Source organism: Streptomyces sp. NPDC030862, assembly GCF_055571835.1.
In genome coordinates, this window is sequence record NZ_JBVIEN010000003.1 from 279,110 (window position 1) to 302,315 (window position 23,206).

Below are 23,206 nucleotides of genomic sequence, written 5' to 3' on the forward strand. Positions count from 1 at the left end.
GTGGCGTTTTCATACCTCGCGGAACCGACGTGCCCCACGGTCGGATCCGCATGCGGTGACAGGGGGGCCGGACGATGACTGCGGTCGGGGACAAAACCGCTCTGGGAGGCGACGCGGCTCAGCCCGCGCCGCGTGCCGGGCGCAAGGAATGGCTGGCGCTCGGCGTGCTCGTACTGCCGCTGCTGCTGACCTCGATGGACATGACGGTGCTGTACTTCGCGGTGCCGTCCATCTCGGGCGAGCTCCATCCCAGCAGCACACAGCAGCTGTGGATGATCGACATCTACGCATTCGTGCTGTCCGGCCTGCTGATCACGATGGGCAGCGTCGGCGACCTCATCGGCCGGCGCCGGCTGCTGATGATCGGTGCGTGCCTGTTCGGCGCGGCCTCCGTGCTCGCCGCGTACGCCGGCAGCGCCGAGACGCTCGTCATCGCCCGTGCCCTGCAGGGTCTGGGCGGCGCCACTCTGATGCCGTCCACCCTGTCTCTCGTCAGCAACATGTTCCGCAACGAGCAGCAGCGCCGTACGGCCATCTCGATCTGGGCGATCGGCAACTCCGCCGGCTCGGCCATCGGCCCGGTCATCAGCGGTGCACTGCTCAACAACTTCTGGTGGGGCTCGATCTTCCTGATCAACATCCCCGTGCTCGCGGTCATGCTGATCCTGGTCCCGGTGCTCGTCCCCGAGTTCCGCAGGCCGCGGGCCGACGTCGGCCGCTTCGACGTCCTGAGCGCCGTGCTGTCGCTCGTCGGCGTCCTCGCCGTCATCTGGGGACTCAAGGAGGTCGCCACCGACGGTCTCGAAGTCCCGCGGGTGGCCGCGATGGTGCTCGGTGTCGCCGTGCTCGGCGTGTTCCTGTTCCGGCAGACGCGGCTCAGCCATCCGATGATCGACCCGAAGCTGTTCCGCCGGCGTGGCTTCAGCCCGGCGATCAGCCTCAGCCTGCTGTCGTTCGCCTGCCTGATCGGCTACAGCGTCTTCACCACCCAGTACCTCATGGACGTGCTGGACATGAGGCCACTGGAGGCGGCCCTGTGGACCATGCCACCGCCCGCCCTGACCATGCTGATCGCTCCGTTCGCGGTGGTGCTGGCCAACCGGGTCCCACCCGCCTACGTGATCGGGGCGGCGTTCGCCCTCGTCGGTGCCGGGTTCCTGGTCATGACCCGGGTCGAAGCGGAGCAGAACCTCCTGGTGGTCATCTCGGGAGCCACCGCCATCGGAGTCGGGGCGGCCATCGTGCTCACCCTGGTCACCGACCTGGTGGTCGCCGCAGCGCCGCCGGAGCGCGCCGGGTCCGTCTCGGCCCTCACCCAGACCTTCCAGGACTTCGGCGGCGCTCTCGGCATCGCCGTGTTCGGCAGCATCGGGGCCGCCGTCTACCGGGGCGCCATGGCGGACGACAGGCCGGCCGGCGTCACGCCGGACGTGTTCGAGAGCGCGCGGCAGACCCTCGGCGGCGCCGTCGAGGCCGCAGGTGCGCTGGGCGCGCGTCAGGCGCAGGCGCTGCTGTCGGTGGCGGACAAGGCGTTCGTGGACGCGATGCACGTCGCGGCGTGGTTCGGCGCCGTCGTGGCCCTCGCGACCGCGGTGTTCACGGTGTGGCGGCTCCGGCACGTGCGCAACACCCCGCAGCCGCCGCCCGAGCCCGGACCGGAGCCGCAGGCCGCGTCCGTATCGGCCACGCGGGCCGGATAGGGGGGTTAGGTACACCCCCTTTCCGCGCTCTAGAGCCATACCGGGTCCGGAGGCCCGCTCATAGTCTCGATTTAAGAGATCCGCAGTGAGACATATGAGAGTTCCGCAGACTGAGGAGAGACAAGTGGACACACTTGGCAACCGCGGAGTCACCGAGACTGTCCGTTTGGACTCCGTGCACAAGGTCTACAAGAGGGGCAGCACGTCCGTTTCCGCGCTGGCCGGTGTGTCCGTGGCTTTTCACCAGGGCACCTTCACGGCTGTGATGGGGCCCTCCGGTTCCGGCAAGAGCACCCTGCTGCACTGCGCGGCCGGGCTCGACGAGCCCACCGACGGATCGGTCGTCATCGACGGTGTCAGCCTCAAGGGCAAGAGCGAGACCGAGCTGACGCTGCTGCGTCGTGACAAGATCGGCTTCATCTTCCAGGCGTTCAACCTGCTGCCCGCCCTGACGGTCGAGCAGAACGTGATCCTGCCTCTGCAGTTGGCGGGCCGCCGGCCGAACAGGAACTTCGTCCGGCAGGTCATCGCCGGCGTGGGCCTGAGCGACCGCGCCGGTCACCACCCCGCGGAACTCTCCGGTGGCCAGCAGCAGCGTGTCGCCATCGCCCGGGCCCTGGTCAGCCAGCCGGCGGTGATCTTCGCCGACGAGCCGACCGGTGCCCTGGACACGCGCACCGCGCGAGAGGTCCTCACGCTGCTCTCCGACTCCGTGAGCAAGGGCGGGCAGACCATCGTGATGGTCACCCACGATCCGGTGGCCGCCTCCTACGCGGACCGGGTCGTCTTCCTCGCCGACGGTCAGGTGGCGAGCGAGATGTACAACCCGACGGCCTCCGTGGTGGCCGAGCAGATGACCCATCTCGGTGACGCCGTCGCGGCGCGCACCGGTGCGGCCGTGGGGGGCATGTGATGTTCAAGCTCTCCCTTCGTACCGTGCGCTTCAGGTGGCGCAGTTTCCTCGCGACGTTCGTCGCGATGTGTCTCGCCGGCGTCATCATGACGGCCGGTGGCGCGATGATGGAGACGGGCCTGCGTGCCGTGCTGCCGGCGCAGCGCCTGAACGCCGCCCCGATCGTCGTCGCGGGCAACGGCGAGTACGAGCAGGCCGGCAGCCCCGTCGCCCACCTCAGCGAACGCGTCCGTGTCGACGCCTCGCTGGCCGGCGAACTGTCCTCGCTGCCCGGCGTGGACAAGGCGGTCGTCGACTGGTCCTTCGCCGCCGCGGCCCTCAAGGACGGCAAGCCCGTGGGCAAGAAGGAGGAGTCCTTCGGGCACGGCTGGCAGTCCGCGGCGCTCATGCCGTACGAGCTCGCCGAGGGCAGGGCCCCCACCGCGCCCGGCGAGGTCGTGCTCGACGCCGGGGTCGCCCGGGAGGCGGGAGCCGGGGCCGGCAGCCGGATCGACGTGGCGCTCAAGGGCGGAACGCAGGAGTTCACCGTCACCGGTGTCGCCCAGCCCACCGGTGAGGCCGTGGAGTCCAGCCTGTTCTTCTCCGAGGCCGACGCCCAGCGGTTCGCCCCGGTGCCGGGCCAGGCCGACTCCATCGGCCTGCTGGTCAAGCCCGGTACGGACGTCACCGCCCTGGAGCAGCAGGTGGACCGGGCCATCGCGGACAGCGGCGCGGTCACCCTCACCGGGGACGAGCGCGGCAAGGCCGAGTACGCCGACGTCGACATGACCGACCTGATCGTCATCGCCGGCCTCCTCGTCGCCCTCGCACTGATGGTGGGCATCCTCGGCGTGGCGTCGACGCTCTCGCTCTCCTTCCAGCAGCGCATGAAGGAGATGGCGACGCTGCGCGCCATCGGCGCCACTCCCCGGCAGGTGCGCCGCATGGTGGTGGGCGAGACCGTCAGCATCTCCCTCATCGGCACCGCAATTGCCGCCCTGCCCGGTCTGGCCGCGGGCAAGTGGCTGTTCGACGCCCTCACCGACACGGGCATCGCCCCCGAGGGCTTCGTCTTCTACCGCGGCTGGCTGCCGACCACCGTGGCGTGTGTGGTGGCGCTGATCTCCTCGGCGACCGCCGCGATCATCGCGGGCCGGCGCTCGGCACTGGCCAAGCCCACCGAAGCGCTCGCCGAGGAGGGCGAGGAGAAGTTCCGACTGGGCAAGGTCCGACTGATCTTCGCCATCATCTGCTTCCTGATCAGCGCCAACCTCTGGTTCGTCGCGCTCAACCTCGTCACCGGGCCACTGATCGCGAGCCCGTCGACCTTCGCGTCCATCTTCTTCGCGGTGGGTCTCGCGCTGCTCGGCCCCGTGATCTCCCGGGCACTCACCAAGGTCTTCGGACCGCTGCTGCAGTCGGTGACGGGCCTGTCCGGATACCTCGCGGCACTCAACACCCGGGCCAGGGCCGTGCGGCTGGCCGCGGTGATCACCCCCGTCATGCTCCTGACCGGTATCGCCACGGCGAACCTGTACCTGATCTCGACCGAGAGCAGCGTCAAGAGCGTCTACACCGAGTCGCTGGTCAGCGACGCGGTGCTGCGCGGCGGCCCCGACGGTCTGGAGCCGGGCACGCTGGAGAAGGTCCGGGCGCTGCCCGAGGTCGAGACCGCCTCCGAGTTCGTCGCCAGCACCGGATTCATCGAGGCGCCGAAGGACCCGTGGGGCAACAAGGACCTGGAGGGCTGGCAGCTGCTCGGCTACACGCCGGACGCGGCTGCGGCGGTCGGGGCGGCGAAGGAGGCCGAAGGCAAGCTCGCCGACCTCGAAGGCAACTCGGTCGCCATCGCCAAGGAGTTCTCCAAGGAACTCAAGGCCGGCATCGGCGACACCCTCACGGTGCGGTTCGGTGACGGGAACACCGAGAAGCTGAACATCGTCGCGCTCGTCGACGCGAAGGCCAGCTTCGAGACGATCATGATGTCGGCGGACACCCTGGCCAAGCACACCCGCAGCACCCTGCCCAGCCACATCGTGGTCGCCCCGAAGTCCGGTGTGGACGACCCGCAGCTCGCCGCCGCGCTCGGCAAGGTCACGGCCCAGCTGCCGGGGACCGAGGTCGTCGACCGCGACCGGCTCACCGACGCCTTCGCCCACCACCTCGGTGCGCAGGCTCTCGTCAGCTACCTGATGATCGGCACGCTGCTCGGGTACATCACCATCTCCGTGATGAACAGCCTGTGGCTGGCGGTGCGCGGTCGCACCCGCGAGTTCGGTCTGCAGCGGCTCACCGGCGCCACCCGCGCCCAGGTGATGCGGATGATGGCCTACGAAGGCGGCATGACCGCCGGAATCGGCATCCTCCTCGGCACGCTCGTCGCCCCGATGACGCTGATCCCCTTCAGCCTCGCCCGGGCCGACTCCCTGACGCCGACCGGGCCCCTGTGGATGTACTTCGCCACGATCGGGTTCGCGGGTCTGCTCACCGTCGGTGCCACCCTGGTCCCGGCCTGGCAGGCGCTCAAGGTCCGGCCCCTGGAGGCCGCGGCGCCCGCCTGACCGGCCGGCACCCGCGCAGACCTCCCCACCACCGTTCAGCGCCCGCTTTCCTCCCCCGGAGCGGGCGCTGAACCATGTCCGGAGACCATGTCCGGAGACCACGTCCGGAACAGCATGGGAGGCGCGGCATTAGGGGTCAAATAGGGGGGCCGCGGAAATGACGTCCACCCCTAGCCTGATGGCATGACAGAGACTTCCTCCCCTGCGCAGAATGCCGATGAGCTGCCCGCATTTCCGATGGAGCGGAAATGCCCGTACAGCCCGCCGCCCGCATACTCCGAGATGCGCAGCAAGAATCCCGTCACCAAGGTGAAAATGGCGCTCTCCGGGCGTGAGGTGTGGGTGGTCGCCCGGCAGGAGGACGTGCGCCGCGTCCTCACCTCGCCGGCCATGAGCTCCAGCGTCAAGCTGCCCAACTACCCGCTGCAGTTCCCGGTGCCCGACGAGGTCCTGCAGACCATGGAGCTGCCGCTCGTGGCGATGGACGCACCGGACCACACGGTGCGCCGCCGCGCCCTCATCCCGGAACTCACCGTCAAGCGCATGCAGGCCCTGCGGCCGCGCATCCAGCAGGTCGTCGACGAGCACATCGACGCGATGCTGGCCACCGGCGGCCCGGTCGACCTGGTCCAGGCGCTCGCCATCCCGGTCCCCTCGCTGATCTTCTGCGAACTGATGGGCGTACCCGCCGAGGACACCGAGACCTTCCGCGCCTTCGCCGAGACGACCGTCAAGAGCGACGTGAGTCCCGAGGAAGTCGGCGCCGCCACCGCTCAGATGGACGTCTACCTCGGCAAGCTGGTGGCGGAGAAGGCCGAGCGGGGCACCGACGACCTGCTCGGCCGGATCATCGCCCGCAACAAGGAGACCGGTGCCCTCGAGCACGGGGACATCGTCGCGCTCGCGCGCATGCTGCTGTTCGGCGGCTTCGACACCATCACCAACATGATCGCGCTGGGCACGGCGATGCTGCTCCGCCATCCCGATCAGCTCGCGGAGATCAAGCGGGACCCGTCCCTGACCGGCAACGCGATCGAGGAGCTGCTGCGCTACCTGAGCATCGCCGACTCGGCCACGGCGCGCGTCGCGACGGAGGACATCGAGATCGCCGGGGTCACCATCCGGGCGGGCGAGGGCATCATCGCGCTGAACGGCTCGGCCAACCGGGACGAGACGGCCTTCGAGGACCCCGACACCTTCGACATCCACCGCGAGATCGAACTGCACTCGGCGTTCGGCCACGGAATCCACCAGTGCCCCGGCGCCAGCCTCGTCCGGGTCGAGCTGGAGATCGTCTTCAACACCTTGTTCTCCCGCATCCCCGGCCTGCGTCTGGCGGTCGCCGAGGAGGAACTCGCCTTCAAGAGCCACACGCTCATCCACGGCATGCACTCCCTTCCCGTCACCTGGTGACCCCCGGGACCGGTATGCGGGACGGATGGTTGCGCGATGCGTATCGACATCGACCGTGAGCGCTGTGTCGGCTCGGGCATGTGCGTGTACGCCCTGCCCGGTGTCTTCGACCAGAGCGACGAGGACGGCCGCGTGGTGTTGGCCGGAGGGGACTCGCCGACCGGGTACGGCGCCCCCTCCATACGGGCGTTGAGGGCCGCTGCCGCCGGCTGCCCGGTCGCCGCGATCTCCCTCGGCGAGGACTGAGCCGGGTCTCCCCCGCCGTGTCCGAGGTGGTGTCAGGTACACCCCGGTCCGGGTGCCGGGCCCCGTGTGCGCGAGGCCCGGAACGCCGAGACTGGTGGCGGGCCGGCACGGCACCGGTCGGACGACAGGAGGAGACAGGTGAGCAGGTCAAGGGTGCACGACACGTGGGTCACCGCGCTGCAGGGGCTGGTGCTGGCCGTCACCGCGCTCGTGGGCGGCGTGCTGCTGCTCGTGCTGACCGCCGTGTCGCTGGCTCTGCTTCCCATCGGGATCGGCCTGTTCACCACCCCGGCCGTCCTCGCGGCGGTTCGCGCGCACGCGACCTCCCGCCGCCGGCTCGCGGCGGCCTGGAGCGGTCAGGACATTCCCTCTCCCTACCGGCTGCTGCCCGCGAACGCCCGCCGGGGTGTGGCGGGCTGCGTACGGCGCTGCCGCGCCATGCTGAAGGATCCCGCCACCTGGCGCGACGTGGGATGGCTGGCACTCGACGCGACCGTGGGCTTCGCCGTCGCGCTCTCGCCGGCTCTGCTGACCGTCTACGGAGCGCACGGTGTCCTGCTGGTGTTCGGGCTGTGGCAGCCGCTGGCCGACGGCGACTCGACGAACTGGTACACCGTCGTACCCGTCACCGGCTGGGGCACCGCCTTCCTCGCCGCCCTGGTCGGGGCCGGTCTGCTGGCCGTGGCCGCCCGCGTCAACCCGGTGCTTCTGAGGACGTACTTCCGGCTGCTGGGCCCCGGCCCGCTGCTGGCGCCCGCCGCGACGGCCGCCGCGACGGCCGCCGCGCCCGGCAGGGACCGGCTGGCCGACGGCTGGCGCGAGGCGACCGACACCCTGCTGGTCGGGGCACGGCGCACCGAGCGGGCCGTGCGCGAGGCCGTGCAGGCCCGGCGACAGGGAACGGGTACGGGTTCGGCGTGGCCCGGTGCGGGCGGCCCGGAGCCGGCCCCTGCCCCCTATGCCGCGCCCGCCCCTGCTCCCTCGGCCGCGCCCGCCCCTGCTCCCTCGGCCGCGCCCGGCCCGGTGCCCCCCGGGCACCCCGCGCCCGTCCAGGAGTCCGTTCACCGTGCGGGGGCCGTCGGGGCACCCGCCGCGGCGGTCCTGGTCGCCGGGGTACGACGTCTTGCGGCTGCCATGTCGATGCCCGTGACGCTGGACGTCGTACCCCTCCCCGGCTGGGACCCGGTGGCCGAGCAGGCGGCCCTGCGCATGGTCGGTGAAGCCCTCGGCAACGCGGCACGGCACGCCGGCGCCCGGCGCGTGTGGGTGACGCTGTCCGTGCGGGAAGGGCTGCTGCACGTCGTGGTCCGGGACGACGGGCGGGGCGGCGCCCGCCTCGCCCGCCCCGGGGGCCTGGCCAGGCTGGAGCGGGAGCTGGCCGCGATCGGCGGCATGCTCAAGGTCGACAGCCCGGACGGCGGCCCCACGGAGATCGGCGCCGTCATTCCGTGGACCGTCTCGGCGGCCGCCTGAGGACATACGCGCACGACACCGAATCGGCTCCCGGCCCAGTACGGCCGGGAGCCGCATTCTGTTGTCACGGCCGCCTTGTTAGGGGTCGCTTAAGGGGTCTTGGGGTGCATTCCCGTCACTAGCGTTCGTGGTCGATTCGCCCTAGACCCCGGAGCTGACGACGTGATTGAACTCCCCGACGACACCGGTTCGCTGACGCGCTATCAGCCGAATCGAGAGCCGAGCGCCCTCACCCCCGACAGCACCCCGTTCCGCAGCCGGTCCGTGCTTGCCGCCGCTCCGGTCGTCGGCGACCCGTTCGCGCCGAACGAGCCCTTCGGCCCGCCGCTCGGCCCTCCGCCGCCGCAGGCCCTCGACTGGGAGGCCACCCTCGCCGTCCGCCGGCAGCTCTGGTCCCACGGGTTCACCGTCGCGGAGGCCCTGGACACCGCCCACCGGGGCGCCGGTCTGGACTGGCCGACCGCCGCGGAGCTGATCCGCCGCACCGGGGCTGCGGCCGCGGAGTCGGGCGGCCGGTTCGCCGCCGGTGTGTGGACCGACCAGCTCGACCCGTTCACCCCGCACTCCCGCGAGGCCGTCGTCGCCGCCTACGAGGAGCAGCTGGAGGTCGTCAACGAAGCGGGAGGCCAGCCGGTCATCCAGGCCAGCGCGGCTCTCGCCGGTGCCGTCGGCAGCGCCGAGGAGTACGCCGAGGTGTACGCGGGCCTGCTGCGCAGCTCCGCCCAGCCGGCGGTGCTGCACTGGCTGCTGCCCGAGTGGGTGCCCGGTCACGCCGGATACTGGGGCCACCAGGACCCGGCGGCGGCGACGGAGGCGTTCCTCGCCGTGATCGCCGACAACGCCGGCAAGGTCGACGGCGTGAAGGTCGCCCCCCTCACCCCCGAGGCCGAGATCGCCCTGCGGCGCCGGTTGCCGGAGGGCGTGCGCTTCTACACCGGCGACTACGACACGTACGCCGAGCTGATCGCCGGTGACGGACAGGGCCACAGCGACGCGCTGTCGCCGGTGTTCACCCCGATCGCGCCACTGGCCGGCCAGGCCCTGCGCGCCCTCGACGCGGGCGACCCGGACTCCTTCCGCAAGCAGCTCGGCCAGGCCGACGAGCTGTCCGCGCACCTGTTCCAGGGACCGGGCCGCAGCACGCTCTTCTTCAAGACCGGACTGGTCTTCCTCAGCTGGCTCTCGGGCCACATCGGCCATCACCGCATGGTGTGGGCCGAGCACGGCGCGCGGTCCGTGCCGCACCTGGCGAAGGCGTACCGGCTCGCGGACGAACTGGGCCTGTTCCCCGACCCCGAACTGGCCGCGCACCGCATCGCCCGGTTCCTCGACGTGTCAGGGGTCCCGCAGGAAGGCGTCAGCCGATGACCAGGGCGGTGGTGCTCGGCGGCGGCATGGCGGGCATGCTGTCCGCCGCCGTGCTCGCCGGGCACGGGAGCGACGTCACGATCGTCGAGAGCGACGCGTTCCCCGACCGGCCCGACCTGCGCAAAGGACTGCCGCAGGGGTACCACAACCACATGTTCATGAGCGGCGGGGTGCGTGCCGCCGACACCCTGCTGCCCGGGCTGTCGGACGCGCTGTACGCGGCCGGTGCGAAGCGCCGCGGCATGCCCGCCGATCTGCTGACCCTGTCCGCGGAGGGCTGGTATCGGCGGCACCGCACCGGCGACGCCCATGTGCTGCTGTGCAGCCGGGCCCTCCTCGACCACACGGTGCGCGAGCGGGTGCTGGCCGACCCCCGGATCACGCTGGTCGAGTCCGCCAAGGTCACCGGACTCGACGGATCGGCCGCCCGGATCACCGGCGTGCGGATCGAACGCGACGGCGATCCCGCCCGGACGCTTCCGGCGGACTTCGTCGTCGACGCCACCGGGCGCCGCTCCAAGGCTGCGGCCTGGCTGACCGAGCTCGGGCTGCCCGAGGTGCAGGAAGACCGCGTCGACGCCGGCTTCGCCTACGCCAGCAGGCTGTACGAGGCCCCGCCGGAAACCCCCGAGGACTTCCCCGGGGTGCTGATACAGGCGCAGAACGGCACCGGCGAGCCGGGCCGGGGGGCCGCGCTGCTGCCCAACGAGGGCAACCGCTGGATCGTCGCCCTGATCGGCACCCGGGGCGGCCAGCCGCCCACCGACGAACAGGGGTTCGCCGACTTCGCCCGTTCCCTGCGCGACCCCGTCATCGCCGACCTCATCGCGCAGGCCACGCCCGCCGGGCGCGTCCAGGCCTATCGGGGCCTGCCCAACTGGCGCCGGCACTACGAGAAGCTGCCCCTGCCCGAGGGCTTCGTCGTCATCGGTGACGCCGCCACCACGCTCAACCCCAACTACGCGACCGGCATGTCCATCGCCGCGCTCGGCGCGGTGGCGCTGCGCACCGAGCTGGACCGCACCGGTCTGGCGCCGGGGCTCGGCAAGCGGGCCCAGGCCGCGATCGCCCGGTCCTCCCTCGGCCCCTGGCAGATGGCGACCGGCACCGACCAGTGGTTCCCGGAGGCCACCTCCACCCTCAAGCGCGGCCCCGAGCTGCTGCGCCGCTTCACCGCCCGGTTCGCGCGCATGACCACGGAGCACGCCGGCCTGTCCGACGCCTCGTTCAAGGTGGCCGCGCTCGAGGCGCCGCCGAGCAGCATGATGACGCTGCCCGCCCTGCTGACCGTGTTCCGCGGGCCGCGCGAGCGGCCGCTGACGCGCCAGGAGGCGATGGCGCAGTACCCCGAGTTCGGCGACCTGCTCCGCCCGTCGGCCACGGGCGGCCAGCAGTCGCAGCCGGCGTGAAGCCGACGCCACCCGTCCCCATTTCCGGTGCGCGGTCCGGCAGCCCCGTTTTGTAGGGGCTGCCGGACCGATTAGGGGTTGGCGGGCCGATGAGGCGCGCTCAGGATTTGTAGGCGAATCCTTCTGCGCGACTCCTTCCGCATGACGCGCGTGAGTTCGTTAATCAATTCGAGGGGTGTCCTGGGTGAGCGGTGAGGAAATGCCTCCGGCGATGCCGTGGCTGATCTCGGGAAAGAGCGCGCAGGCGCTTCGTGCCCAGGCAGAACGGCTCCATTCGTACCTGACCGAGCAGCCCGGCGCGGAGCCGGCCGACATCGGTCTGTCGCTGGCCACGACACGGGCCGTCCTGCCCCACCGCGCGGTGGTCCTCGGGCCGGACCGAGAGAGCCTGCTGACCGGCCTCGACGCGCTGGCCGGCGAGAGGGCCGGCGGCACCGTCGTATCGGGAACGGTGACCGGCGGTCCTCCTCGCGTCGCGTTCGTCTTCCCCGGGCAGGGCTCGCAGTGGGCCCGCATGGGCGTCGACCTCCTCGACGCCTCACCGGTGTTCGCGGCACGGATGGCCGAATGCGCCGACGCCCTTGCGCCCTTCGTCGACTGGGACCTGGAAGGAGTGCTCCGCGAACGCCCGGGCCAACCCACGCTGGATCCGGTGGACGTGGTGCAGCCCGTGCTGTGGGCGGTGATGGTCTCCCTCGCCGCCCTGTGGCGCTCCTACGGCGTCGAACCCGCTGCCGTCGTGGGCCACTCGCAGGGCGAGATCGCCGCCGCCGCGGTGTCCGGCGCTCTCAGCCTCGACGACGCCGCCCGCGTCGTCGCCCTGCGCAGCCGCCTCATCCGCGAGGAACTGGCCGGCAAGGGCGGCATGATCTCGGTGGCGCTCCCCGCGGCCGCACTGCGTGATCGTCTGCGCCCCTGGGAGGGCCGCATCCAGCTTGCCGCGGTCAACGGACCCGGCACCGCCGTCGTGTGCGGCGAGACCGACGCCCTCGACGAGCTCTTCGACCAGCTCACGGCGGAGGGTGCGCGGGTGCGCCGGATCCCGGTGGACTACGCCTCGCACTCGCACTACGTGGAATCCCTCCGGGACCGGCTCATCGACGTCCTGGGCCCGATCCGTCCGCGAACCCCGGACATCCCGTTTTTCTCCACGGTCACGGGCGGTGTCCTGGACACCGCGGCGTGCGACGCCGAGTACTGGTACACCAACCTCCGGCAGACCGTCCGGTTCGAAGAGGCCGTACGGGCGCTGCTCGCCGACGGAATCGGCCTGTTCGTCGAATCCAGCCCGCACCACGTGCTCACGGTCGGCGTCCAGGAGACCGCCGACGCCGCTGGACGTGCGGTCTCCGCCATCGGCTCCCTGCGCCGCGACGAGGGCGGCCTGCTCCGGTTCGCCACCTCCCTGGCCGAGGCTTCCCTGCGAGGCGCACGGGTCGACTGGACCCCGTTCTACGCCGGGGCCCGGGTCGTCGACCTTCCCACCTACGCCTTCCAGCGACGCCGCTACTGGCTGAACGTGCCCACTCCGGGCGACGAGGTCGCCGGCATCGGACAGGAGCCCGTCGACCACCCGCTGCTGGGCGCCGAGGTCCGGCCTGCCGAGACGGGGGGCCACCTGTTCACCAGCCGTCTCTCCCTCGGTACCCACCCCTGGCTCGCGGACCACGAGGCGCTCGGCGCCGTCCTGTTGCCCGGCAGTGCCTTCGTGGAGCTCGCCCTCCGGGCAGGTGACCAGGCCGGCGGCGGCACCCTCGACGAGCTGACCCTGCACGCCCCGCTGGTGCTGCCCGAGCACGGTGGCGTCGCTCTCCAGGTGATGCTCGGCCCGGCCGACGACAACGGCGACCGCGCCGTCAGCATCCACTCGCGGGCCGACGGCGACGACGTGCCGTGGATCCGGCACGCCGGCGGTGTGTTCTCCGCACGGCGCGCCGAGGCCGGCTTCGAGCTCACCCAGTGGCCGCCGGCCGGCGCCGAGCCGATCGGTCTGGACGGCGCCTACGAGGAACTCTTCGGCCGCGGCTACGCCTACGGCCCTCTCTTCCAAGGGCTGACAGCCCTGTGGCGGCGCGGCGACGAGATCTTCGCCGAGGTGCGCCTGCCCGAGCAGGCCCACGCCGACGCCCAGCGGTTCGGGCTGCACCCTGCGCTGCTCGACGCCGCCCTGCACGCCGAGCTCGTCGGCGACGGCGAGCCCGGCGACGAAACGGTTCTTCCGTTCGCGTGGACCGACGTCTCGCTGTACGCCGTCGGAGCCACCTCGCTGCGCGTGCGGCTGGCGAGCGACGGCCGCGGAAACACCGAACTGCAGGCCGCCGACGACACGGGCGCCCCCATTCTCGGCGTGGGATCCATCGCCGCCCGAGCGGTCTCCGCCGACCAGCTCGGTGCCGCGGGTGCCCGCCGCGACCTCCCCTACCGCCCCGTGTGGGTCCCGGCCGCGGCCGACGCCGCCGCGGCCGGGGCGGCCGACGAGGCAGGCCGGTTCGCCGACCTCGCCGCGCTGCGCGCCGCCGAGCCGGTCCCCGGGACGGCCGTCGTCGAACTCTCCGCGCCCGACGGCGCTGTACCCGACGCCGCTCGCGCCACCGCCCACCGCGCCCTCGAACTCGTCCAGACCTGGCTGGGCGACGAACGGTTCAGCGGATCCCGCCTCGTCGTCGTCACACGCGGCGCGGTCGCCATCGAGGGCGACCCCGCCCCCGACCCCGTACTGGCCCCCGCCTGGGGCCTGGTGCGCGCTGCCCAGGCGGAGCACCCCGGCCTCTTCGTGCTGGCCGACGTCGACGCCGCCTCCGAGGCCGCCCTACAGGCCGCGCTCGCCACGGGCGAGTCCGAACTGGTGCTGCGCGGCGGTCAGACGTACGTACCGCGCCTGGTACGCGCCGAGACCGAGGACACCACCGGCACCGCCCTCGACCCGCAGGGCACCGTTCTGATCACCGGCGGCACCGGTGGCCTCGGCGCACTGGTCGCCCGCCACCTGGTGGCCGAGCACGGCGTACGCCACCTCCTCCTCACCAGCCGCCGGGGCCCCGACGCCCCGGGTGCCACCCAACTCCACGACGAACTCACCGCCGCCGGCGCCACCGTCACCCTCGCCGCCTGCGACGTCGCAGACCGCCAGGCCCTCGCCACCCTGCTCGACGCCATCCCCACGGCCCACCCCCTCACCGGCGTCGTCCACGCCGCCGGCGTCCTCGACGACGGCCTCCTCACCTCCCTCAGCCACGACAGTCTGGACACCGTCCTGGCCCCCAAGGCCGATGCCGCCTGGCACCTGCACGAGCTGACCGCCGACCGCGACCTGGCGCTGTTCGTCCTGTTCTCCTCCGCTGCCGGTGTCCTGGGCGCCGCCGGGCAGGCGAACTACGCCGCCGCCAACGTGTTCCTCGACGCCCTCGCCGCCCACCGCAAGGCTGCCGGGCTGCCCGCGGTCTCCATGGCGTGGGGCCTGTGGGCCGAGGGCACCGGCATGACCGGACAGCTGGGCGAGGCCGACATCGAACGGCTGCGCCGACAGGGCTTCCCCGCCATGACGACGGCCGAGGGACTGGCCCTGTTCGACCAGGCGCTCCACTCCGCCGAGCCGCTCCTGCTGCTGCTCCACCTCGGGATGGCCGCACTGCGGGCCCAGGCGGCCGCCGGACTCCTCCAGGGGATCCTGCGCGATCTCGTGCGCGTCCCCGTCCGCAAGGCGGCCGCTGCCAGCGCCGCAGGCACCGGCTCGCTGGCCGACCGGCTTGCCCGGCTGCCCGAGGCGGAACGCGACAGCCTGCTCCTGGACCTGGTGAGCACCCATGTCGCCGACGTCCTCGGCCACGAATCCGCCGACGCCGTCGATTCCGACCGTGCCTTCAAGGAACTCGGCTTCGACTCGCTCACCGCGGTCGAACTGCGCAACCGGCTCACCACCGCGACCGGACTGCGCCTACCCGCCACCCTGGTCTTCGACCACCCGACCGCCCGCTCCGCCGCCCTGTACCTGAAGCAGGCGGCGCTCGGCTCCTCCTCCGGGGCCGTCCCCGCTCCCGCCCCGGCCGCGGTCCACGACGAGCCCATCGCCATCGTCGCCATGGCCTGCCGGTTCCCGGGAGGCGTCGAGAGCCCGGAGGACCTGTGGCGGCTGGTCTCCGAAGGCGCGGAGGCCGTCACCGAGTTTCCCACCGACCGCGGCTGGGACATCGAGGACGTCTACCACCCTGTGCCCGGTACGCCGGGGAAGACGTACACCCGCTCCGGCGGCTTCCTGCACGACGCCGCCGAGTTCGACGCCTCCTTCTTCGGTGTCAGCCCCAACGAGGCGCTGGCCATGGACCCGCAGCAGCGCCTGCTGCTGGAGACGTCCTGGGAGGTCTTCGAACGGGCCGGTATCGACCCCGCGGTCCTCAAGGGCAGCCCCACCGGCGTGTTCACCGGTGCGATGTACCACGACTACGCCCGCTCCCGCGCCACCGGCTCGATCGCCTCCGGACGGCTGTCCTACACCTACGGCCTGGAGGGTCCGGCCGTCACGGTGGACACCGCCTGCTCGTCGTCACTGGTGGCGTTGCACCTGGCGATCCAGGCCCTGCGCACCGGTGAGTGCTCCCTGGCGCTGGCGGGCGGCGTGACCGTCATGGCCACCCCCGAGGTACTCGTCGAGTTCGGGCTCCAGCAAGGTCTGTCCCCGGACGGCCGCTGCCGCTCCTTCGGCGACGGCGCCGACGGCACCGGCTTCTCCGAGGGCGTGGGCCTGCTGCTGGTGGAGCGGCTGTCCGACGCGCGTGCCAACGGCCACCCCGTGCTCGCCGTGGTGCGCGGTACGGCCGTCAACCAGGACGGCGCGAGCAACGGCTTCTCCGCCCCCAACGGCCCCTCCCAGCAGCGCGTGATCCGGCAGGCGCTGGCGAACGCCGGCCTCGCCGCAAGCGATGTGGACGTCGTCGAGGCGCACGGTACGGGTACGACGCTGGGCGACCCGATCGAGGCGCAGGCGCTGCTGGCGACGTACGGGCAGGAGCGTCCCGAGGACCGGCCGCTGTGGCTCGGCTCCATCAAGTCGAACATCGGGCACGCCCAGGCGGCGGCGGGCGTCGCCGGCGTGATCAAGATGGTCCAGGCGATCCGCCACGATTCCCTACCGGGCACCCTGCACGCCGACGAGCCCTCGTCCCAGGTGGACTGGGACGCGGGGAACGTGCGGTTGCTGACGGAGTCGCGGCCGTGGCCGGAGACCGGCCGTCCGCGTCGGGCGGGCGTGTCGTCGTTCGGGATCAGTGGCACCAACGCCCACGTGATCATCGAGCAGGTGACGGGGGCCCCGGAGGTCGCGGAGGTCGCGGGGGCAGCTGAGGCGATCCCGGTCGCGGACGTCGTCCTGCCTGTGGTCCCCCTGGTCCTGTCGGCGAGGACTGAGGCGGCTCTGGCGGGCCAGGCCGAGCGGCTGCAGTCCCGTCTGGAGTCGGGCCCGGAGCTGCGCCCTGTCGATGTCGGTTTCGCCCTGGTGAGCGATCGGGCTGCGATGGAGCATCGGCTTGCCGTTGTGGGTGCTGACCGCGGTGAGCTGCTGGCTGGTCTGTCGGCGTTCGTGGAGGGCCGGCCGACGGCGGGTGTGGTGCAGGGCAGTACGCGGGCTGCGGGGCGTACGGCGTTCTTGTTCGGTGGGCAGGGTGCGCAGCGCCTGGGGATGGGCCGGGGGTTGTACGAGGCGTTTCCGGTGTTCGCGGAGGCCTTCGACGCGGTCGTGGCCGAGGTCGGTCTGCCGCTGAAGGACGTGATGTGGGGCCAGGACGCGGAGCGTCTGGACCGCACCGAATTCGCTCAGCCCGCGCTGTTCGCGATCGAGGTCGCGTTGTTCCGGCTGGTGGAGTCGTGGGGCATCAAGCCCGATTACCTGGCGGGGCATTCGATCGGTGAGTTCGCGGCCGCGCATGTGGCCGGGGTGTTGTCGCTGGCGGATGCGGCGCGGCTGGTTGTGGCGCGGGGCCGGCTGATGCAGGCGCTGCCGCAGGGCGGGGCGATGGTCGCCGTCCAGGCGAGTGAGGACGAGGTCCGCCCGCTGCTGACGGACACGGTCGGTATCGCGGCGGTCAACGGCCCGCAGGCCGTGGTCGTCTCCGGCACGCAGGCCGAGGTTTTGGCCATCAAGGAGCGTTTCGAGGCGGAGGGCCGTAAGGCGACGCGGCTGCGGGTGTCGCACGCGTTCCACTCCCCGCTGATGGAACCGATGCTGGAGGAGTTCCGCACGGTCGCACAGTCCGTGACCTACGGGACCCCGGCCCTTCCGATCGTGTCCACCCTGACCGGGGACACCACTGGTGACCTGACCGACCCGGAGTACTGGGTACGGCACGTCCGCGAAGCCGTCCGCTTCACCGGCGCGGTCCGTGCTCTGGACGCGGCAGGCGTGACTACGTATGTCGAGCTTGGCCCGGATTCGGTGCTGACCGCGATGGCCCAGCAGACCACCGACACCGGCGTCTACGTGCCTACCCTGCGCCGGGACCGGGACGAGGTGCGGGAGCTGGTGACGGCGGTGGCGCTGGTGCACTGCCAGGGCGTGGCCGTGGACTGGACGGCCTTCTACGCGGGCACCGGTGCCCGCCGTGTCGATCTGCCCACCTACGCCTTCCAACGACGCCCTTACTGGCTCGCCGAGGTCACCGGTGAGACCGTCGTCATCGGTGGCAGCACACCGTCGCTCGTCGATCAGCCTGACGTCGCCGCCGGCACCAAGAGGTGGCAGGCGATTCTCGCGCAGCCGGGTGGTGAGCGCGATCGCGCCGCGCTCACCTTCGTCCGGCAGCACGTGGCCACCGTGCTCGGCCACGAGATCCTCGACGAGGTGGAACCGGACCGGGCCTTCACCGAGCTCGGTTTCGACTCCGTGGCCGCGAGCGAGCTGCGCAAGCGACTCGCCACGGCCACCGGGGCCGAGCTGCCCGCCACGCTCGCGTTCGATCACCCCAACGCCCGCGCCGTGACCGACCTTCTGCTGGCCCTCCGGGAAGAGGCCGACGAGAGCCCGGCCCAGTCGGTCATCGCCGAGCTCGACCGGCTCGAAGCCGTCCTGTCCGCGGCTCCCGAACTGAACGGTGACACCTCTCGGGTCACGGCTCGGCTCGAAGCGGTCCTGCGCTCCTGGCGCGACGCCCGGCAAGGCGCCGTGGCGGACGTACCCGACGACTTCGCGTCCGCCACCGACGACGAGCTCTTCCAGACACTGGACAACCTCGAGATTGGTTCATGAGCGATGGGGAACGACGACAAGCTTCGCGACTACCTCAAACGCGCGACGGCCGATCTCCAGCAGACCAAGCGGCGGCTGCGTGAGGCGGAGGCCAGAAACCACGAGCCGATCGCGATCGTGGCGATGAGCTGCAGGTTCCCCGGCGGTGTCGGATCACCGGAAGAGCTGTGGGACCTTGTCGACTCCGGCCGGGACGCCATCTCCCACTTTCCCGAGAGCCGCGGCTGGGACACGGAGGCGCTCTACGACCCCGAACCCGCCACACCCGGCAAGACGTACTCCCGCGAGGGCGGTTTCCTGCACGACGCCGGTGAGTTCGACGCCGACTTCTTCAAGATGAGTCCCAAGGAGGCCCGGGAGACCGATCCCCAGCAGCGGCTGCTGCTGGAGACCGCCTGGGAGGCCCTGGAGCGAGCGGGCATCGACCCGACCTCGCTGAAGAAGTCCAGGACCGGCGTCTTCGCCGGCGTCGTCTACCACGACTACCTCGTGGGCGGTGGCACCGGAAGCCTGGCCAGCGTCGCATCCGGACGCATCGCGTACGTGCTCGGTCTCGAGGGGCCCGCGGTCACGGTGGACACCGCCTGTTCGTCGTCGCTGGTGGCGTTGCACCTGGCGATCCAGGCCCTGCGTACCGGTGAGTGCACCCTCGCCCTTGCCGGCGGTGCGACCGTCATGGCCCATCCGCACTCCTTCGTCGGCTTCAGCCAGGACCGCGGGCTGTCGCCCGACGGCCGCTGCAAGTCCTTCGCCGCATCGGCGGACGGTACCGGCTGGGGCGAGGGCGTGGGCATGCTCGTGGTGGAGCGGCTGTCCGACGCGCTCGCCAACGGCCACCCCGTCCTGGCGGTGGTGCGCGGTACGGCGGTGAATCAGGACGGTGCGAGCAACGGCATCTCCGCTCCCAACGGTCCCTCCCAGCAGCGCGTGATCGAGCAGGCGCTGACCAACGCCCAGCTGACTGCGGATCAGGTCGATGCGGTGGAGGGTCACGGTACGGGTACGACGTTGGGTGATCCGATCGAGGCGCAGGCGCTGCTGGCGACGTACGGGCGGGGGCGTCCTGAGGGCCGGCCGTTGTGGTTGGGGTCGCTGAAGTCGAACATCGGGCACGCCCAGGCGGCGGCGGGTGTCGGTGGCGTGATCAAGATGGTCATGGCGATGCGCCATGAGACGCTGCCGAAGACCCTGCACGTGGACGAGCCGAGCACGAAGGTGGACTGGACGTCCGGCGACGTCCGGCTGCTGACGGAGGCCCGCCCGTGGCCCCGGACCAGCCGTCCCAGGCGGGCCGCAGTCTCCTCGTTCGGCTTCAGCGGCACCAACGGCCATGTGATCATCGAGGAGGCTCCTCCCGCTGAGCCGGCCGAGAACCTCGTGGCGTCGGTGGGGAACGCGACGGTCGTCCCGCTGCCGGTGTCGGGCAGGGGAATCGACGCCGTCCGCGCCCAGGCCCGGCGTCTTCTCTCGCTCGCCGAGTCCGACGACGCGCCCACCGTGCCCGACCTCGGTTACTCCCTGGCGACCACCCGGGCCGCGCTCCAGGACCGTGCCGTGGTCGTGGCGAGCGACCGGGCCGAGCTGCTGCACCGGCTTGCTGCGTTGGCGGAGGGCGTGCCGGCACCGGGCGTCGTGAGCGGCACGGCCCGTGCCGATGGTGTGACGGCGTTCTTGTTCGGTGGGCAGGGTGTGCAGCGGTTGGGGATGGGCCGGGGGCTGTATGAGGCGTTCCCGGTGTTCGCGGAGGCCTTCGACGCGGTGCTCGCGGAGGTTGGTCTGCCGCTGAAGGAGGTGATGTGGGGCCAGGACGCGGAGCGTCTGGACCGTACCGAGTTCGCTCAGCCCGCGTTGTTCGCGATCGAGGTCGCGTTGTTCCGGCTGCTGGAGTCGTGGGGTGTGCGTCCCGACTACTTGGCGGGGCATTCGATCGGTGAGTTCGCGGCGGCGCATGTGGCCGGGGTGTTGTCGTTGGCGGATGCGGCGCGGTTGGTGACCGCGCGGGGCCGGTTGATGCAGGCGCTGCCGCAGGGCGGGGCGATGGTCGCCGTGCAGGCTGCCGAGGACGAGGTACGTCCGCTGCTGTCCGACACGGTCGGTATCGCAGCGGTCAACGGCCCGTCTGCGGTGGTGGTCTCCGGCGCGGAGGCCGAGGCACTGCGCATCAAGGCCCATTTCGAGGGGGAGGGCCGTAAGACGACGCGGCTGCGGGTGTCGCACGCGTTCCACTCCCCGCTGATGGAACCGATGCTGGAGGAGTTCCGCACGGTCGCACAGTCCGTGACCTACGGGACCCCGGCCCTTCCGATCGTGTCCACCCTGACCGGGGACACCACTGGTGACCTGACCGACCCGGAGTACTGGGTACGGCACGTCCGCGAAGCCGTCCGCTTCACCGGCGCGGTCCGTGCTCTGGACGCGGCAGGCGTGACTACGTATGTCGAGCTTGGCCCGGATTCGGTGCTGACCGCGATGGCCCAGCAGACCACCGACACCGGCGTCTACGTGCCTACCCTGCGCCGGGACCGGGACGAGGTGCGGGAGCTGGTGACGGCGGTGGCGCTGGTGCACTGCCAGGGCGTGGCCGTGGACTGGACGGCCTTCTACGCGGGCACCGGTGCCCGCCGCGTCGACCTGCCCACCTACGCCTTCCAACGACGCTGGTTCTGGCGTGACCCCGAACAGGTGACGGCTTCGTCGGCGCCCGCGACCACGGACGAGGTCGACACCGTCGCCTGGGACGTCATAGAGCGGGCGGACGGGACGGCCATGGCCACCCGTACGGGTGCGCCCGTCGAAGCCCTTGATGAGGTGCTGCCCGCCCTGAAGGACTGGCGCCGACGGCTGCGCGAGCAGGCACGGACCGACGGGTGGCGCTACCGCGTCGCCTGGCGCCCGGTCCGCCCGGGAACCGGCACCGGGGACCGGGACGTTCCGGACGGCACCTGGCTCCTGGTCGTTCCCGAAGAAGATGCCGACGCCACCCGGATCCGCGCTCTCGCCGACGGGTTCGCAGCCCACGGCCTGTCGACCGTACGTCTGGAGGTCGGGGACCAGGACCGGGCCGCCCTCGCTCGCGAGCTGAGCCGTCACACCGCGGCGGCCGGGGTGCTGTCCCTCCTGGCCCTGGACGACCGGCCGCACCCCCACCATCCGGCGCTGTCCCGGGGCACCGCCGCCACGGTCACCCTGGTGCAGGCGCTCGGCGACGCTCGACTCGCCGCCCCGCTGTGGTGCGTCACCGCCCAGGCGGTCGCGACCGGTCCCGCCGACGAGGTCGTCCCCTTCCAGGCGTCCGTTTGGGGCCTGGGCGCGGGCCTCGAACTCGACCTCCCCGAGCAGTGGGGCGGCTTGATCGACCTGCCCGGCACCGTCGACGAGGACACCGTGCGCAGGCTCTGCGCGGTCCTCGCCGCACCCGGCGACGAGGCCCAGATGGCGCTGCGCGGCGGCCGGGTGCTCGGCCGTCGCATGGTCCGTGCGCCGCTGAGCGCCGAGGCCCCGGTGCGCGACTGGCGTCCGCGCGGCACCACGCTGATCACGGGTGGCACCGGTGGCCTCGGCGCCCATGTGGCCCGGTTGCTCGCCGAACGGGGCGCCGAGCACCTGCTGTTGACCAGCCGCCGCGGTCCCGACGCCGAGGGCGTCACCGATCTGGTCGCCGAACTCGCCGCCTGCGGCACCGAGGTCACCGTCGAGGCGTGCGACGTCGCCGACCGCGACGCGCTGCGCGCCCTGCTCGACACGGTCTCCGAGGACCGGCCGCTGACCGCCGTGGTGCACGCTGCCGGTGTGATGCAGCGCATCGCCCCCCTCTCCGAACTGACCCTGGACGAGGTCGCCGCCGTCGCCGACGCGAAGGTCGGTGGTGCCCTGCACCTCGACGAGCTGCTCGGCGACCGAGCCCTGGACGCGTTCGTGCTCTTCTCCTCCGGATCGGCGGTCTGGGGCAGCGCCGGACAGGCTGCCTACGGCAGTGCCAATGCCTTCCTCGACGCCCTCGCCGAACGCCGGCGCGCCCGTGGTGCCACGGCGACCTCGGTCGCCTGGGGGTCCTGGGACAGCGGCATGGTGGACGCCGAGCTGGGCGCGGCGCTCGGCCGGATCGGCACGCCGCCGATGGAGCCCCGGCTTGCCGCCGGCGCCCTCGGCCGGATCCTCGACCACGACGAGCACCGGGTGGTCGTCGCCGACATCGACTGGTCCCGTTTCGCCCCCGTGTACGCCCTGGCGCGCCCGCGTCCCCTCCTTGACGCCGTGCCCGAGGCGCTTGCCGCTCTCGAAGGCGGTGGAGAGCAGGCCGGCCAGGCCGCTGGCGGCGAGGAGTTCGTCCGACGGCTGAAGGACCTGCCGGCGGTCCAGCGCAGCCGGACGCTGCTCGATCTGGTCCGGGGCCATGTGGCCGTCCTGCTCGGCTACGACGACCCGGCCGCGCTCGATGCCGCACGCCCGTTCACCGACCTCGGATTCGACTCCGTGGCCGCCACGGACCTCAGGAACGCCCTGTCCGCCGCCACCGGCAGGAGGCTGCCGGCCACGCTGGTCTTCGACCATGCCACTCCGGCCGCGGTCGCCGCCCACCTGGTCGAGGAACTGTGCCCGGACGGCGACGGCGGCCAGGTGCTGTCCGTACTGGCCGAGCTCGACCGGCTGGAGGAGGCGCTGGCGGCTCTGCCGGCCGAGGACGTCGAACGCCACCGGATCCCCCGTCGTCTGCAGGCACTGACGGCGAGGCTCGGCGGAGTCGCCGGAGCGGTCGCCGGGGCCGGGCCGGCCGGTGGCACGGCATTGGACCACCAGCTCACCGAAGACGCCACAGCGGACGACGTCTTCGACTTCATCGACAAGGAACTCGGCCTGACCTGACCAGGCCACCGCTCCCGGCGTGCGACCCGCGCCGGGAGCACACCGCC

At 72.1% G+C, this 23,206-nt stretch carries 8 protein-coding genes and 1 pseudogene; all 9 read left to right on the top strand.

Annotated features, from left to right (window positions below):
- Nucleotides 1–74: 74 nt before the first annotated feature.
- Nucleotides 75–1,700 (top strand): MFS transporter, encoded by a 1,626-nt coding sequence (locus tag ACZ42X_RS09415; protein ID WP_468286197.1) that lies wholly within the window; start codon nt 75–77, stop codon nt 1,698–1,700.
- A 94-nt stretch (nt 1,701–1,794) separates the two neighbouring features.
- A complete protein-coding gene (locus ACZ42X_RS09420; RefSeq protein WP_468286200.1) occupies nt 1,795–2,613 on the top strand; it encodes an ABC transporter ATP-binding protein in 819 nt (272 codons plus the stop codon).
- The gene (locus ACZ42X_RS09425) at nt 2,613–5,153 is read left to right on the top strand and encodes an ABC transporter permease (protein WP_468286203.1); all 2,541 of its coding nucleotides are present in this window, start codon (nt 2,613–2,615) and stop codon (nt 5,151–5,153) included. The genes ACZ42X_RS09420 and ACZ42X_RS09425 overlap by 1 nt, the downstream gene beginning before the upstream one ends.
- 282 nt (nt 5,154–5,435) lie before the next feature.
- Nucleotides 5,436–6,566, top strand: coding sequence for a cytochrome P450 (locus ACZ42X_RS09430; RefSeq protein ID WP_468286206.1), 1,131 nt, complete (start codon nt 5,436–5,438; stop codon nt 6,564–6,566).
- Nucleotides 6,567–6,602: 36 nt separating this feature from the next.
- Nucleotides 6,603–6,812, top strand: coding sequence for a ferredoxin (locus ACZ42X_RS09435; protein WP_468286209.1), 210 nt, complete (start codon nt 6,603–6,605; stop codon nt 6,810–6,812).
- A gap of 138 nt (nt 6,813–6,950) precedes the next feature.
- The gene (locus ACZ42X_RS09440) at nt 6,951–8,285 is read left to right on the top strand and encodes a sensor histidine kinase (protein WP_468286212.1); all 1,335 of its coding nucleotides are present in this window, start codon (nt 6,951–6,953) and stop codon (nt 8,283–8,285) included.
- Nucleotides 8,286–8,447: 162 nt separating this feature from the next.
- On the top strand, nt 8,448–9,653 hold the full coding sequence (locus ACZ42X_RS09445; protein ID WP_468286215.1) for a DUF993 family protein: 1,206 nt from the start codon (nt 8,448–8,450) through the stop codon (nt 9,651–9,653).
- Nucleotides 9,650–11,062: an FAD-dependent oxidoreductase gene (locus tag ACZ42X_RS09450; RefSeq protein WP_468286217.1), complete on the top strand. Its 1,413-nt coding sequence runs from the start codon at nt 9,650–9,652 to the stop codon at nt 11,060–11,062. The genes ACZ42X_RS09445 and ACZ42X_RS09450 overlap by 4 nt, the downstream gene beginning before the upstream one ends.
- Before the next feature lie 211 nt (nt 11,063–11,273).
- Nucleotides 11,274–23,159 (top strand): annotated as a pseudogene (locus ACZ42X_RS09455) (type I polyketide synthase); the annotation flags it as partial.
- Nucleotides 23,160–23,206 lie beyond the last annotated feature (47 nt).

What these genes read in the sequence shown, in the direction of transcription:
- ACZ42X_RS09425 (WP_468286203.1), top strand. Translation starts at nt 2,613, where the DNA reads ATGTTCAAGCTCTCCCTTCGTACCGTGCGCTTCAGGTGGCGCAGTTTC.
- ACZ42X_RS09450 (WP_468286217.1), top strand. Translation starts at nt 9,650, where the DNA reads ATGACCAGGGCGGTGGTGCTCGGCGGCGGCATGGCGGGCATGCTGTCC.
- ACZ42X_RS09435 (WP_468286209.1), top strand. Translation starts at nt 6,603, where the DNA reads ATGCGTATCGACATCGACCGTGAGCGCTGTGTCGGCTCGGGCATGTGC.
- ACZ42X_RS09430 (WP_468286206.1), top strand. Translation starts at nt 5,436, where the DNA reads ATGCGCAGCAAGAATCCCGTCACCAAGGTGAAAATGGCGCTCTCCGGG.
- ACZ42X_RS09415 (WP_468286197.1), top strand. Translation starts at nt 75, where the DNA reads ATGACTGCGGTCGGGGACAAAACCGCTCTGGGAGGCGACGCGGCTCAG.
- ACZ42X_RS09420 (WP_468286200.1), top strand. Translation starts at nt 1,795, where the DNA reads ATGAGAGTTCCGCAGACTGAGGAGAGACAAGTGGACACACTTGGCAAC.